The sequence below is a fragment of the Achromobacter xylosoxidans genome (assembly GCF_014490035.1).
Taxonomy (GTDB): Bacteria; Pseudomonadota; Gammaproteobacteria; order Burkholderiales; family Burkholderiaceae_B; genus Achromobacter; species Achromobacter bronchisepticus_A.
The window spans coordinates 3,943,593-3,956,770 of sequence record NZ_CP061008.1 but is presented as its reverse complement, the minus strand read 5'-3'; the positions used below and the strand labels follow the sequence as shown (position 1 = coordinate 3,956,770).

13 protein-coding genes are annotated in these 13,178 nt (G+C 62.2%); 11 read left to right on the top strand and 2 right to left on the bottom strand.

What is annotated here, in order from left to right:
- Positions 1 to 14 precede the first annotated feature (14 nt).
- On the bottom strand, positions 15 to 1,610 hold the full coding sequence (locus tag IAG39_RS18405) for a methyltransferase regulatory domain-containing protein (RefSeq protein ID WP_118934079.1): 1,596 nt from the start codon (positions 1,608 to 1,610) through the stop codon (positions 15 to 17).
- 215 nt (positions 1,611 to 1,825) lie between these two features.
- The gene (locus tag IAG39_RS18400) at positions 1,826 to 2,581 is read right to left on the bottom strand and encodes an RNA polymerase sigma factor FliA (RefSeq protein WP_118934081.1); all 756 of its coding nucleotides are present in this window, start codon (positions 2,579 to 2,581) and stop codon (positions 1,826 to 1,828) included.
- Positions 2,582 to 3,012: 431 nt separating this feature from the next.
- Between IAG39_RS18400 and flhD the strand changes: the two genes are divergently transcribed.
- From flhD to cheY, 11 genes are all read left to right on the top strand, one after another.
- Complete coding sequence (flhD, locus tag IAG39_RS18395) at positions 3,013 to 3,336, top strand: flagellar transcriptional regulator FlhD (protein ID WP_013393369.1); 324 nt, start codon at positions 3,013 to 3,015, stop codon at positions 3,334 to 3,336.
- 32 nt (positions 3,337 to 3,368) lie between these two features.
- Positions 3,369 to 3,950, top strand: coding sequence for a flagellar transcriptional regulator FlhC (flhC, locus tag IAG39_RS18390; RefSeq protein ID WP_118934083.1), 582 nt, complete (start codon positions 3,369 to 3,371; stop codon positions 3,948 to 3,950).
- Positions 3,951 to 4,068: 118 nt separating this feature from the next.
- On the top strand, positions 4,069 to 4,944 hold the full coding sequence (gene motA, locus IAG39_RS18385) for a flagellar motor stator protein MotA (RefSeq protein WP_059374415.1): 876 nt from the start codon (positions 4,069 to 4,071) through the stop codon (positions 4,942 to 4,944).
- Positions 4,945 to 4,955: 11 nt separating this feature from the next.
- On the top strand, positions 4,956 to 5,948 hold the full coding sequence (motB, locus tag IAG39_RS18380) for a flagellar motor protein MotB (RefSeq protein ID WP_118934086.1): 993 nt from the start codon (positions 4,956 to 4,958) through the stop codon (positions 5,946 to 5,948).
- 2 nt (positions 5,949 to 5,950) lie between these two features.
- A complete protein-coding gene (locus IAG39_RS18375) occupies positions 5,951 to 6,331 on the top strand; it encodes a response regulator (RefSeq protein WP_054456659.1) in 381 nt (126 codons plus the stop codon).
- A 29-nt stretch (positions 6,332 to 6,360) separates the two neighbouring features.
- Positions 6,361 to 8,481 (top strand): chemotaxis protein CheA, encoded by a 2,121-nt coding sequence (cheA, locus tag IAG39_RS18370; protein WP_118934088.1) that lies wholly within the window; start codon positions 6,361 to 6,363, stop codon positions 8,479 to 8,481.
- A gap of 16 nt (positions 8,482 to 8,497) precedes the next feature.
- Entirely contained in the window at positions 8,498 to 8,998 is a 501-nt protein-coding gene (gene cheW, locus IAG39_RS18365; RefSeq protein ID WP_059374423.1) for a chemotaxis protein CheW, read from the top strand.
- A 91-nt stretch (positions 8,999 to 9,089) separates the two neighbouring features.
- The gene (locus IAG39_RS18360; RefSeq protein WP_118934113.1) at positions 9,090 to 10,793 is read left to right on the top strand and encodes a methyl-accepting chemotaxis protein; all 1,704 of its coding nucleotides are present in this window, start codon (positions 9,090 to 9,092) and stop codon (positions 10,791 to 10,793) included.
- A gap of 98 nt (positions 10,794 to 10,891) precedes the next feature.
- Complete coding sequence (locus tag IAG39_RS18355; RefSeq protein ID WP_373429151.1) at positions 10,892 to 11,659, top strand: CheR family methyltransferase; 768 nt, start codon at positions 10,892 to 10,894, stop codon at positions 11,657 to 11,659.
- Between the two features lie 20 nt (positions 11,660 to 11,679).
- The gene (locus IAG39_RS18350; RefSeq protein WP_059374430.1) at positions 11,680 to 12,738 is read left to right on the top strand and encodes a chemotaxis response regulator protein-glutamate methylesterase; all 1,059 of its coding nucleotides are present in this window, start codon (positions 11,680 to 11,682) and stop codon (positions 12,736 to 12,738) included.
- A 50-nt stretch (positions 12,739 to 12,788) separates the two neighbouring features.
- Positions 12,789 to 13,178: a chemotaxis response regulator CheY gene (gene cheY / locus IAG39_RS18345; protein WP_013393379.1), complete on the top strand. Its 390-nt coding sequence runs from the start codon at positions 12,789 to 12,791 to the stop codon at positions 13,176 to 13,178.

Genomic DNA, 13,178 nt, shown 5'->3' with positions numbered 1-13,178 from the left:
CTTCCGGAGGCTGTTCAGCGCAGCATCAGCCCACTGTTCTTGAGTGAGGCTAACATCGCCTGTAGTAGCTCTTGAGCCACAGGTTCGAGATTCCGCACGCCTTTGACCGGCCTGCCCTGCGGATGTTCAACATGGCCGGCGTGCAGCGCATCGCGCAGTTCGGTGCGTAGCTCCAGCATGCTGCGGGTTCCGTCCAGGCGCGGCGTTACAAATCGCGCAAGGCTGTCGGTGCCTGGATTGACAGTCTGGTGCCACAAATTGTGCATACCGACTTGGGAAGTTCTGGCCTCGATCGCAGTCAGGATTGCTAAGGCCCCCGGTATCAGCTGGGGCTTGGTGCCGTTGGCCGAGTATGGGACCGGGGCAAGTCGATAGTGCAGGGCGCTAGCGCCGATAAGCAGTATCAGACTATTCAGTAGGGCAGAGTCCCTGGCTTCGTCACTCATGTCTGGCGTGTTGATGGCCACTACCTCGGCAAGCCGCGCATATGGGACGGATGCGGGCCAGGCCTCGCGGAATGTCTCGAGGATGGCAATCAACGCCGGACTCTCGGTGGTGATTGTGCCGCCGCCGGAGGCCTGGTATGCCCGTTCTGACGGCTTTGATGAGGGTTGCGACTGGAGCTTCGCGGCGAAGTGCATGTCCGCGAACTTAGTGCCTTCGGGATTCTCCAGCGCGGCGGCGGCACGATCGGCATGAACCAGCAGACTTTTGCGGAACTGCCTGCCCATGGCGAAATCCAGATATTGCTCGCGCATCTCACGGGTGGTCTCGACTGAGAGCACTGCCAAGTGATTGGCGACATTCTCGCCAAAAGTGGAAGGGAACGTGGCTTGCGGCTCGGCGTCAGTCAGGTAGGCCAGGCCCGCTTGCTGGATGGCTGCGACGAACTCCAGGAAGTAGCAGGGGGAGTTGATGGCTTCCAGATACTCATGCGTTAGGTAGTAGTCGGTTTGTTTGGACAGTTGCTGGGCGGCATAGCTCAGCGCCCCTTTCATGGAGTTGCCTGCCCACAAGCCATTTTCGAGCAGGCTCAGCATTTCCTTGGCGCGCGTCAATTTTTCCTGGGGAGTGTTGGCGGCAAAACTGTTGAGCAGCATAGCGTCGCGTACCACATCGGACGCCTTCCAACCCGGATAGGTGTTGTAACTGACATAAGCGATGCCGTCTGCGGACAGATTTTCACGGCAGACGCGGAGAATCGCTTCCCGGACTTCGGGCGGTACCCAACTGAAGACGCCGTGACAGATGATGTAGTCGAACTTGCCGAAGCTTGCGTCGATGTCGGTAATACTCATCGCGCGCAGTTCCAGATTGTCCAGACCCATTGCATCTACCATAGCCTTGCCCGCGGCGATTTGCTGCGGGGATAGGTCGACGCCGACCGCTCGGGCTCCAGGGTTGGCCAGGACAAAGGGCAACAGATTTCCGCCAGCCGCACAGCCCAGCTCCAGCACGCGTGCCGTCTCTGGGGCGGGAGCATTCAGACCGTAAAGGTGCGCAACCGCGTGCAGATGCCCGGGGGCGCAGATGGGAAACGCATTCGACGTATACGGCGTTTCATCGTAAGCGTCGGAAATGGCTTGATTGAGCGAGTCGGGGGAAGTCATCTTGGTTCCTGCGGTGGCGAGCGGCGTTCGCGCGGCATGTTCACAAATGGGCCACTAGACTATCAACCGTAAGCCTGCGGCGATGGGTGGAATAAGGGAGAGAATTCGGGGCATTCCGGTTCGGGCACCCCGAAAGAACTACGGTAAAACTGGCGAGAGTTAGCGGAAACCAGCGCCTGGCCTGCTTGATGGTTCGGCCATTCTTCGGTGTTCGCTCAAATCATCTGCGCGATCTGCCCCTCCTGGGGCAACTCCTGCCACGCCTGTTCCTTCAGCTTCGCGCGTATCCGCGCCGTCGCCTGCGACCTCAGCTGACACACCCGCGCCTCGGTCACATTCAGGATCGCGCCAATTTCCTTCAGGTTCAGTCCCTGCTCGTAACACAGCGACAGCAGCAATTTTTCGCGCTCGGGTAGGGCGTCAATGGCGTGGATCAATGCCTGACGGAAGTCGCCGGCCAGGAGCGAATCCAGCGGATTGCCGCCGGCCGCCCCATGGTTCAGGGTGGCGGCCCAGTCCGATTGGCCGCCGGCGGAGTCGGGCTCGGTGGCGAAATCTTCGTAATGCACGATCTGCACGCCCTGGGCGTCGTGCAGCAGCGTCTGGTATTCGTCCAGCGGCATGGCCAATTGTTGCGCGATCTCGGCTTCGCTCGGGGCGCGCATCAAACGTTGTTCGAGCTGCTGGATGGCCTGTTCGATCTTGCGCGCCTTGGCGCGGACGCTGCGCGGCAGCCAATCCTGGCCGCGGAGTTCGTCCAGCATCGCGCCGCGGATGCGGGTGGTGGCGTAGGTCTCGAATTGGGCGTCGGCCGTTTCCTGGTAGCGGCGCACGGCATCGAGCAGGCCGATCATGCCGGCCTGAATCAGGTCGTCGAGTTCTACGCTGGCGGGTAGCCGGGCGAGCAATTGCAGGGCCAGCTTCCGCACTAGCGGGGCATATTCGACCAGGCTGTCATCTGCGTGAGGCATTGCGGGAGTGTCGGGCGGTGTCCATCGTGGCGCGCTGTCTGTTGTTGTCAATTTGCGACATTGTCGACAAACGCGCGGCGGCGCTAAAGCTAGGTGGATTTAGTGATCTGCAAGTTGCCATTGTCGGCAAACAACACCGTTTCATTCCTCAAAGTACGCAATGTTTTGAATGCTTATTTGCCAAATTGACGTAAAGTTGGCTGAAATTTATATGTCAAGGTGTATCGGAAAAGGTAAGTTGCGCAACATCAACAAAGTTTTGTCATATAAGTCATAGAAAATGACATTAGCTGTGGTAAATTTTACTTAAATTGCGAACAAATGATACATTTCGCATCAAAGCGGAATGCATCGAACGCAATGGCAACGGAATTCCGGTGCTTTTGCTTACACAAGCCCCCGTCGGCGGGATAGGGAATAGGGAGTTGGGCGTGCAACAAGTCGAAAATTCATTGCTGACAGACATTCGCGAAGTGAATCTGTCATATTTGTTACTGGCGCAACGTATGTTGCGGGACGATTACGCAGCATCGATGTTCCGCCTTGGATTCAGCAACGAAGTTGCCGATATCCTGATGCGTCTTTCGCCTGCTCAGCTGGTCAAGCTGGCCAGCTCCAGCTCGCTGCTGTGCCGGTTCCGCTTTGACGATTACAGCCTGCTGTCCGCGCTGACCCATGACGTTCTGGGCGGTGCGTTGCAGCAAGCGCACGCCACCATCCTGCTGGCCAAGCAGCCTGTCGAAGAATTGGCCTGACGGCCTGATCATTCCATCCGGAAGCACGTGTAATGGCCACCAAGAGCGTTTCGCAGGAAGCGGATGACATTCTGCTAGCCAGCTCCATGATCACTTTGGGAGCCCGGCTGCAGGTGCTGGAGGCTGAAACCAGCCTCAGCCACGACCGCCTGGCACGCCTGTACCGCGAAATCCGCGGCTGCTCGCCACCCAAGGGCATGCTGCCCTTTTCGGTTGACTGGTTCATGACCTGGCTGCCGAACATCCATTCCTCGCTCTTCTACAACGTGTATTCGTTCCTGAATACGCGTACCAGCAGCAAAGGCATACGCGCCACCATCGACGCCTATCGCCTCTATCTCGAAAACGCCGGCACCGATGCCGCTGAAGGCGCAGAGCCCGTCCTGAGCTTCACGCGCGCCTGGATGCTGGTGCGTTTTTTCGATAGCGGCATGCTGCAAATGTCCGCCTGCCGCCAGTGCGGGGGGCATTTCATCGCCCATGCGCACGATCCCCAGTCGGATTTCGTGTGCGCGATCTGCCGGCCGCCACCCCGCGCCGGCAAGACGCGCGCTGCGGCCAAGGCGCGCTCCGGCACCCGCCCCGCACCCGTTGCGAATGCCGCCCGGCTCTGACCGGCGGTATTCAAATACATCAAAAGCCCTGGAAAACCCCCCGTAACCCGCCTTTTTGGGTCGAGGGGAACAGGGGATCATTGACGCCAGTTTTAGACTTCGTTGGCAGGGGCCTGATGTGTTGATTGTTATCGGTTTTCTCGTGGTGGCCGTGTCGGTCGTCGGCAGCTTCATAGCGCTGGGCGGCCATTTGGGCGCGCTATACCAGCCGTTCGAGCTCACGCTGATTTTTGGGGCGGCTTTCGGCGCCTTCCTCGCCAGCAACAGCAAAAAGTCGCTGATGCTGGTCAAGGCCGCCTTGCCCGACGCCTTGAAAAGCTCGCGCTACGGCAAGGACGTGTACATGGAGCTGATGGCGCTCCTGTATGTGTTGCTGAACAAGGCGCGCCGCGAGGGCCTCATGGCCATCGAATCGCATATCGAAGACCCGGAATCCAGTCCGATCTTCAGCGAATATCCCCGTATCGCCAAAGACGCCAAACTGATGGAGTTCATCACGGACTACCTGCGCATCATGATCAGCGGCAACATGAGCTCGTTTGAAATCGAGACGCTCATGGACGAGGAAATCGAAACCTACCGCCATGAGCGCGAAGTTCCCGTGCGCGCCCTGCAGCAAATGGCCGACGGCCTGCCGGCCTTCGGTATCGTGGCCGCCGTGCTGGGCGTGATCAAGGCGCTCGCCGCCGTGGACCAACCTCCGGCGATCCTGGGTGACCTGATTTCCAAGGCCATGGTGGGCACGTTCCTGGGTATTCTGCTGGCTTACGGCTTTGTCGGTCCTCTGGCCTCGCGCATCGATCGCCGAAGCGACGAAGCCACCAAGGTCCTGGAGTGCATCAAGACCACGCTGTTGGCCAGCATGAATGGCTACCCGCCCCAGTTGGCGGTGGAATTCGGCCGCAAGGTGCTGTTCTCGGCTGTGCGCCCGACCTTTGGTGAGCTGGAAGAGCACGTTCGGCAAGCCAAGTCCGCCACGACCGGCAAGGCCTGACGGAGCGGGCCATGAGTACGGTAAACAATCACCGCGTGGTGATCCGCCGCAAGAAGGGGGGGCATGGCGGGGGGCACCACGGGGGCAGCTGGAAGATCGCGTACGCCGACTTCATCACCGCGATGATGGCGTTCTTCCTGGTGATGTGGCTGATCAGCATCGTGCCGCGCGAGGAACTCAAGGGCATCGCGGAGTATTTCCGCATGCCGCTGCGCGTTGCCATCGCGGGCGGGCCCAGCAGCTCGGCCGAGACCAGCGCGGTGCCTGGCGGCGGCCGCGACCCGCTGCGCAGCGAGGGCGATGTGCGCCGCGCGCAGGGCAATCGCGTGGAGGCCCAGCCCATGGGCGACGCCGAGCGTCGCGAACAGCATCGCTTGGAAAACCTGAAGAAGCGCATCGAAAACGTCATAGAGACCAGTCCGGTGCTGAAAACGTTCAGGCCGCAACTGCTGATCGACCTGACCACCGAAGGCCTGCGTATCCAGATCATTGACAACCAGAACCGTCCGATGTTCGCCACCGGCCGCGCGGAAGTGCAGCCCTACATGCGCGACATCCTCAGGGAACTGGGCCCGGTCCTGAATGAATTGCCCAACAAGGTCAGCATCTCCGGTCACACCGACGCCTCGCAGTACGCCCGCGGAGAGCGCGCCTACAGCAACTGGGAGCTGTCGGCCGACCGCGCCAACGCGTCGCGCCAGGAGCTGGTGGCGGGCGGCATGAACGAAAGCAAGGTCCTGCGCATCCAGGGGCTGTCGTCCAGCATGAGTCTGGTTAAAGATGACCCGTATGCGGCCGTTAATAGACGTATCAGCCTTGTGGTGCTCAATCAGAGCACCCAGCGGCGCATCGAAAGCGAGAACGCCGCGGCTGCGGACGTCAGCGCCAAGGATGCCCGCGAGGTAGGAACGGCAGTGGAAGCGGCGCAAGCCGCGGCCCAGGCCACGACGGCAACCAAACCAGGCGAGGCGGAGAGCAACCCGCCCGCGGAAGGGGTTCGATAGCAATGGCTGCAACGATTCTTGTGGCGGACGACTCGGCGACGATGCGGATGATCGTCCAGGCGACGTTGACGGGCGCGGGATGGAAAGTCCTGACGGCCGGCAATGGCCAGGAAGCGCTGGAATTGGCCAAGAGCCACCCGGTGGACCTGGTGGTCAGCGACTGGAACATGCCGGTCATGGGCGGCCTGGAGCTGATCCAGGGACTGCGCCAGGAAGACGAGTACCTGGACGTGCCGGTGCTGGTGTTGACCACCGAGGACGACGTGGACAGCAAGATGGCCGCCCGGGATCTAGGGGTCTGTGGCTGGCTCTCCAAGCCGGTCGATCCTGATGTGCTGGTGGAATTGGCGTCTGAACTGCTCGACGAGCAGGCCGGCGCGTAAGCAAGTTCATTTTTGAAGGCGTACGGGTCATGAGTTCTGGTTTGGACCTCAGTCAGTTTTACGAGACCTTTTTCGACGAGGCGGACGAGCTGCTCGCGCAAATGGAGCAGCTGCTGCTCGAGCTGGATGTGGGCGCGCCCGACATCGAACAGCTCAACGCGATCTTCCGCGCCGCCCATTCGATCAAGGGCGGGGCGGCCACGTTCGGCTGTTTCACGCAGCTGGCGGGCACGACCCATTTGCTGGAAAACCTCCTGGATGCGATCCGTCGCGGCGAAATGGCGCTGCGCACGGACATGATCGATATTTTCTTGGAAACAAAAGACGTGCTCAAAAGCCAACTGGATGCCTATCGGGCCTCCGAAGAGCCCGATGAAGCCGTGTTTGAGCGTATCTGCGCCGTACTGAGGCAGCTTGCGCTGGAGCATAAGGATCCCGCCGCGGCAGCCGCGCCGGCCGAGGCCCCTGCAGCCGTGGCAGCGCCGGCTCCGGCCCCCGCACCGGTGGTTGCCCCGGCGCCTGCCCCCGAGCCCGCAGCGCAAGCGCCGGCCGCGGAAGCGGGCAGCCTGCCTCTGCGTGTGCGGATCACCAAGGTTTCGGACAAGGACGCCGCCTCCCTGCTCGAGGAAATGGGCAATCTCGGCAACGTCAAGGCCAGCGAACGCGCCGACGGCACCTTGACCGTATGGATGGACAGCACCTGCACGCCGGACGATATCGAGGCCGTATGCTGCTTCATCGTCGACGGCGACCAGCTGGAAATCAGCCGCGAAGCCGCTCCGGCGGGCGTGACGCAGGCTGCAGCGCCGGTTGCGGCCGCGACGCCTGCGCCGGCCCCCGCGCCTAAGGTAGCCGAAGCGCCCGCCGTGGCCGAGTCGGCCGCGGCCGCCGAGGCCATCACACAATCCGCCCGCGTGGCGCGGCCTGCCGCGGCGGCTCCGGCGCACGCGGACAAGGAATCCACCTCGATCCGCGTCGGCGTCGAGAAGGTCGACCAGGTCATCAACCTGGTGGGCGAACTGGTCATTACCCAAGCCATGCTGGCGCAGACCGCTTCCACCCTGGATCCGGTGCTGCACGACCGCCTGCTCAATGGCATGGAACAGCTTGAACGCAATGCCCGCGACCTGCAGGAAGCGGTCATGTCCATCCGGATGATGCCGATGGACTACGTGTTCAGCCGCTTCCCGCGCCTGGTGCGCGACATCGCCAGCAAGATGGGCAAGCAGATCGAACTGCAGACCCACGGCCGCGCGACGGAACTGGACAAGAGCCTGATCGAACGCATCATCGATCCGCTGACTCACCTGGTGCGCAACAGCCTGGACCATGGCATCGAGACGCCCGAAAAGCGCGTTGCCGCTGGCAAGGACCCCGTCGGGCAACTGGTGCTGTCCGCCCAGCATAACGGCGGCAACATCGTCATTGAAGTCAGCGACGACGGCGGCGGGCTGAACCGCGACAAGATCCTGAAAAAGGCAATCGCCCAGGGCCTGCCGGTCAACGAGAATTCGCCGGACGACGAAATCTGGCAACTGATCTTCGCGCCGGGCTTCTCCACCGCCGAAAAGGTGACGGATATCTCCGGCCGCGGCGTGGGCATGGACGTGGTGCGCCGGAACATCCAGGACATGGGCGGCCACGTGCAGCTGTCGTGCGAGCCGGGCAACGGCACCACGACGCGCATCGTCCTGCCGCTGACGCTGGCCATTCTGGACGGCATGTCGGTGCGCGTCGGCGAGGAGACCTTCATCCTGCCGCTGAATCACGTAACCGAATCGCTGCAGCCCACCAATGACCAGATCTACTCGGTGGCGGGCAATGAGCGCGTGATGCACGTGCGCGGCGAGTATCTGCCGCTGGTCGAGATGCACCGGGTGTTTTCTGTCGGTGACGCCCAGACCGATCCCACGCAGGCCATCGCGGTCATCATGCAGGCCGAAGACCGCCGTTTTGCGCTGCTGGTGGATCACCTGATCGGCCAGCACCAGGTCGTGGTGAAGAATCTGGAATCGAATTACCGCAAGGTGCCGGGCATTTCCGCCGCCACCATCCTGGGCGATGGCAGCGTGGCCTTGATTGTCGACGTATTTGCGCTTGCGCGCGCCAACCGCGAGCGTTGGTCGCAGCCCGAAGCCATTCTGAATTGACGGAGAAATAAACCTCATGGCAGCTAACCCGCAAACGCAAGCCCGACGCAAGGAAGATGTCGGCAGCGAGTTCCTGGTCTTTACGCTGGGCGACGAAGAGTACGGCATCGACATCCTGAAGGTGCAGGAGATCCGCGGCTACGACGCCGATTCGGTCACGCGCATCGCGAATGTGCCGCCGTTCATCAAGGGCGTGACAAATCTGCGCGGCATCATCGTGCCTATCGTCGACCTGCGCATCAAGTTCAACCTGGGGCGCGTCGAGTACAACGAACAGACCGTGGTCATCATTCTCAACCTCGATCGCCGCGTCGTCGGCATCGTGGTGGATGGCGTGTCTGACGTGTTGATGCTCAATTTGGGGCAGATCCGCCCGGCGCCGGAGTTTGGCGCAACCCTGTCCACCGAGTACCTGACGGGTCTGGGCACGGTGGACGAGCGCATGCTGATCCTGGTGGATATTGAAAAAATGATGACCAGCGACGAAATGGCGCTGGTGGAGAAGGCCGCGTCCTGATCGGAACGGCCTGCTTGGGAGGTAGAAGCGCCATATTGAACCCAATGTGGCGCTTTCCTTTAACGACTTCAATCTGGGAGTGGTTCTTGTGATGCGCAAGTTCTTCGCAAACATGACGATACGCAGCAGCCTGTTGTGGGTGCTGGCGTTTTTCTCATTCATGTTGGTGATAGGGGCCGCGCTGGGCGTGCTGTCCCTGCGCATCAGCAATGGCACTCTGGCGCAGATCAAGCAATCGCAAGAGCTGGATGACGCGGTCGGCCGTGTGGTTTCCAGCTACAAGGACTCCATGACCGGCCTGGGCCGCGCGGCCGCGGCCAACTATGCTGACATCGTGAAGAGCGTGGGGCAGCCGACCTTGCTGACCCAGGGCCTGTCATCCGAGGCGGCCGGCTTGTTGGAGCGCGCCAAGGCCTCCATGAACAAGGGGCAGGCCGAGTACGAGTATTACAAGAGCCTGGCCCGGCCGGCCGAAGCGGCCGATGCCCTAAAGGAAATCGACGAATCCTATGACGCGCTGGTCCGGCAAGGACTGGCGCCGCTGGTGGCCGCCCTGGAAAAGGCGGACATGCCCGCCTACCAGAAGCAGGTCCAGACGGTACAGGACGCGCTCGAGGGACGCTACGCGCGAGCCATCGAAGGCTTTGACTTCTGGCGCGCCAGCAAGACGCTGGATGCCCACGAGGTGGCGCAGGTGCGTTACCAGTTCGTCTTGATGGCGGTAGCGGCTGGCGGCGTGATCGCCGCGTTGCTGGTGTTTGCCACCTACGTGTTCCTGCGCCGCCGCGTGCTGCTGCCTCTGAAGGAAGCCGGTCATCATTTCGACCGCATCGCCGGTGGCGACCTCACCGCCCGCGTGGACGTGCGCAATACCAACGAAATCGGCCAGTTGTTCGCCGCGTTGAAGCGCATGCAGGAAAGCCTGACGCGCACCGTGGCGTCGGTGCGCCGCGGGGTGGATGAGATCAACGTCGGCTCGCACGAGATCGCGGCGGGTAATACGGACCTGTCCAGCCGCACCGAGCAGCAGGCTGCCTCGCTGGAGGAAACCGCTGCCTCGATGGAAGAGTTGGCCTCGACCGTCAAGCAGAACGCGGACAATGCGCGCCAGGCCAACCAGCTGGCGGCCAGCGCGTCCGACGTGGCTGAGCGCGGCGGTTCGGCGGTGTCGGAAGTGGTCAGCACCATGCAGGAAATCTCGGCCAGCTCGCGCAAGATCTCCGAGATCGTATCGGTGATCGACGGCATCGCCTTCCAGACCAATATCCTGGCGCTGAACGCGGCGGTGGAAGCGGCGCGCGCCGGTGAGCAAGGCAAGGGTTTCGCAGTGGTGGCGGGCGAAGTGCGCTCGCTGGCGCAACGCAGCGCCCAGGCAGCCAAGGAAATCAAGGGTTTGATCGAGGACTCCGTGACCAAGGTCGGCGCGGGTTCGCAGCAGGTGGAGCGCGCTGGCTCGACGATGCAGGAAATCGTGGCTTCGGTGAAGCGTGTGACGGACATCATGGGCGAGATCTCGGCGGCGTCGGAAGAACAGTCTAGCGGCATCGATCAGGTGAACCGCGCCGTGTCGCAGATGGACGAGGTAACCCAGCAGAACGCGGCGCTGGTGGAAGAGGCGGCGGCTGCCGCGGGTTCCCTGCAGGAACAGGCGCAGCGTCTGGCCGAAGCGGTATCCGTGTTCAAGATCAATGCGGGCGAGGTCATCGAAGTTCCGGCCCAGCGCCTGTCGTCCGCGCGTTCTTCCGGCGACGATACACGTTTGCAGGCGCCTGACGCGCTTGCGCTTGGGCACTGAGGATAGCAGTGGCTACAGCAGCGGCAACCCAGGCGCCGTCCATTTCGGTGGAACGCCAATTCGATTTTCGCGATGCGGACTTTTCGCGCGTGCGCAAGATGATTCACGCCTACGCGGGCATTTCGTTGGGCACGCACAAGCGCGAAATGGTCTACAGCCGCTTGGCCCGGCGCCTGCGTGCGCTGGGCATGCAGGATTTCGGCAGCTATCTGGACCAGCTGGAAAATGAGCCGAATGCGGCCGAGTGGGAAGATTTCGTCAACGCATTGACGACCAACCTGACCGCTTTCTTCCGCGAAGCCCATCACTTTCCCATCCTGGCCGACTTCGCCAAGCGGCGTGGCGGTCCGGTGTCGGTGTGGTGCTGTGCGGCCTCCACCGGGGAAGAGCCGTATTCGATCGCCATGACGCTGGTGGAAGCGCTGGGCCCGAGGGCCAGCGCAAGTTCGGTGCTGGCCACCGATATCGACACCAATGTGCTCAACCGCGCGCGGGCAGGAGTCTATCCGGCCGAGCGCGTGGACAAAATGGACGGCGAGCGCCTGCGGCGTTTCTTCCTGAAGGGCCGCGGCGCCAACGAAGGGCAGGTGCGGGTGCGTCCGGAAATCGCTGACATGGTCCGCTACGAGACCCTGAATCTCTTGGCGCCGGCTTGGCAGATCAATGAGCAGTTCGATGTGATCTTCTGCCGCAACGTCATGATCTATTTCGACAAACCCACCCAGGCCAGGATCCTGGAGCGGTTTGTGCCGCTGCTCAAGCCGGGTGGCTTGCTGTTTGCCGGCCATTCCGAAAACTTCACCTACATCAGCCGGGATTTTCGTCTGCGCGGGCAGACCGTCTATGAATGCGCGGGCAGGTCCTGAGCGGGACGAGGCAGCAAAAAATGAAGAAAATTAGCGTTTTGTGTGTGGACGATTCGGCATTGGTGCGTGGCCTGATGACCGAGATCATCAACAGCCAGCCGGACATGGAGGTGGTCGCAACCGCGCCCGATCCACTGGTGGCGCGCGAACTCATCAAGCGCCACAACCCCGATGTGCTGACGCTGGACGTGGAAATGCCCCGCATGGACGGGCTGGATTTCCTTGAAAAACTGATGCGCCTGCGTCCCATGCCGGTGGTGATGGTGTCGTCGCTGACCGAACGCGGCGGCGAAATCACGCTGCGGGCCTTGGAACTGGGCGCGATCGACTTCGTCACCAAACCCAAGCTGGGCATCCGCGACGGCCTGCTCGAATACACCGAGATCATCGCCGACAAGATACGCGCCGCCTCGCGCGCCAAGCTGCGCGCGCCCACGGCGCATGCCGCGCCCGCCGCACCCGCACCCATGTTGCGCCGCCCGCTGGCCAGCTCGGAAAAACTGGTGATCGTCGGCGCGTCCACGGGGGGCACGGAGGCGATCCGCGAGGTTCTGCAGCCGCTGCCGCCCGACAGCCCGGCCATCCTGATTACGCAACACATGCCGGCGGGTTTCACGCGTTCCTTCGCGCAGCGCCTGGACGCCCTGTGCGCCGTGACCGTCCGCGAAGCCGTGCATGGCGACCGCGTACTGCCCGGACACGTGTATCTGGCGCCGGGCGGCGACATGCACATGCGTTTGGGCCGCAGCGGCGCCAACTACGTGATCGAACTTGAAGCCAGCGAACCCGTCAACCGCCACCGTCCGTCGGTCGACGTGCTGTTCAATTCGGCCGCCGTCGCCGCCGGCAAGAACGCCATCGGCGTCATCCTGACCGGCATGGGCAAGGACGGCGCGGCTGGCATGTTGGCCATGCACCGCGCGGGCGCCCACACGATTGCGCAGGACGAGGCCAGTTGCGTCGTCTTCGGCATGCCCCGCGAAGCGATCGCCTTGGGCGCCGCGGATGAAGTGGTTTCGTTGTCGGCGATAAGCGAACGCATTCTGACTCGCCTGGGCGATCGCGGGCACCGCGTCTGACGCGCAAGGCTCCCCGATCGGTCCAAGCTAAATTTTTTCTGGAGTAGAAGATGGTAGACAAGGGCCTGAAGATTCTGGTGGTGGATGACTTCCCCACCATGCGGCGGATCATCCGCAACCTGCTCAAGGAGCTGGGTTTCGAGAACGTGGATGAAGCCGAAGACGGCGCCATCGGCCTGGAAAAGCTGCGCAACGGCGGTTTCCAGTTCGTGGTGTCCGACTGGAACATGCCCAATCTCGACGGCCTGGAGATGCTCAAGCAGATCCGCGCCGACGCGGCGCTGGCTTCGCTGCCCGTGCTGATGGTGACGGCCGAGGCCAAGAAGGAAAACATCGTTGCCGCGGCCCAGGCCGGCGCCAACGGTTATGTGGTCAAGCCTTTCACGGCGGCGACGCTGGAAGAGAAGCTCAACAAGATCTTCGAGAAAATCGCCGGTTGA

Coding starts and splice junctions, on each gene's coding strand:
- IAG39_RS18405 (WP_118934079.1), bottom strand. CDS start 1,610: ATGACTTCCCCCGACTCGCTCAATCAAGCCATTTCCGACGCTTACGAT.
- IAG39_RS18400 (WP_118934081.1), bottom strand. CDS start 2,581: ATGCCTCACGCAGATGACAGCCTGGTCGAATATGCCCCGCTAGTGCGG.
- flhC (WP_118934083.1), top strand. CDS start 3,369: ATGGCCACCAAGAGCGTTTCGCAGGAAGCGGATGACATTCTGCTAGCC.
- motB (WP_118934086.1), top strand. CDS start 4,956: ATGAGTACGGTAAACAATCACCGCGTGGTGATCCGCCGCAAGAAGGGG.
- IAG39_RS18375 (WP_054456659.1), top strand. CDS start 5,951: ATGGCTGCAACGATTCTTGTGGCGGACGACTCGGCGACGATGCGGATG.
- cheA (WP_118934088.1), top strand. CDS start 6,361: ATGAGTTCTGGTTTGGACCTCAGTCAGTTTTACGAGACCTTTTTCGAC.
- cheW (WP_059374423.1), top strand. CDS start 8,498: ATGGCAGCTAACCCGCAAACGCAAGCCCGACGCAAGGAAGATGTCGGC.
- IAG39_RS18360 (WP_118934113.1), top strand. CDS start 9,090: ATGCGCAAGTTCTTCGCAAACATGACGATACGCAGCAGCCTGTTGTGG.
- IAG39_RS18355 (WP_373429151.1), top strand. CDS start 10,892: ATGATTCACGCCTACGCGGGCATTTCGTTGGGCACGCACAAGCGCGAA.
- IAG39_RS18350 (WP_059374430.1), top strand. CDS start 11,680: ATGAAGAAAATTAGCGTTTTGTGTGTGGACGATTCGGCATTGGTGCGT.
- cheY (WP_013393379.1), top strand. CDS start 12,789: ATGGTAGACAAGGGCCTGAAGATTCTGGTGGTGGATGACTTCCCCACC.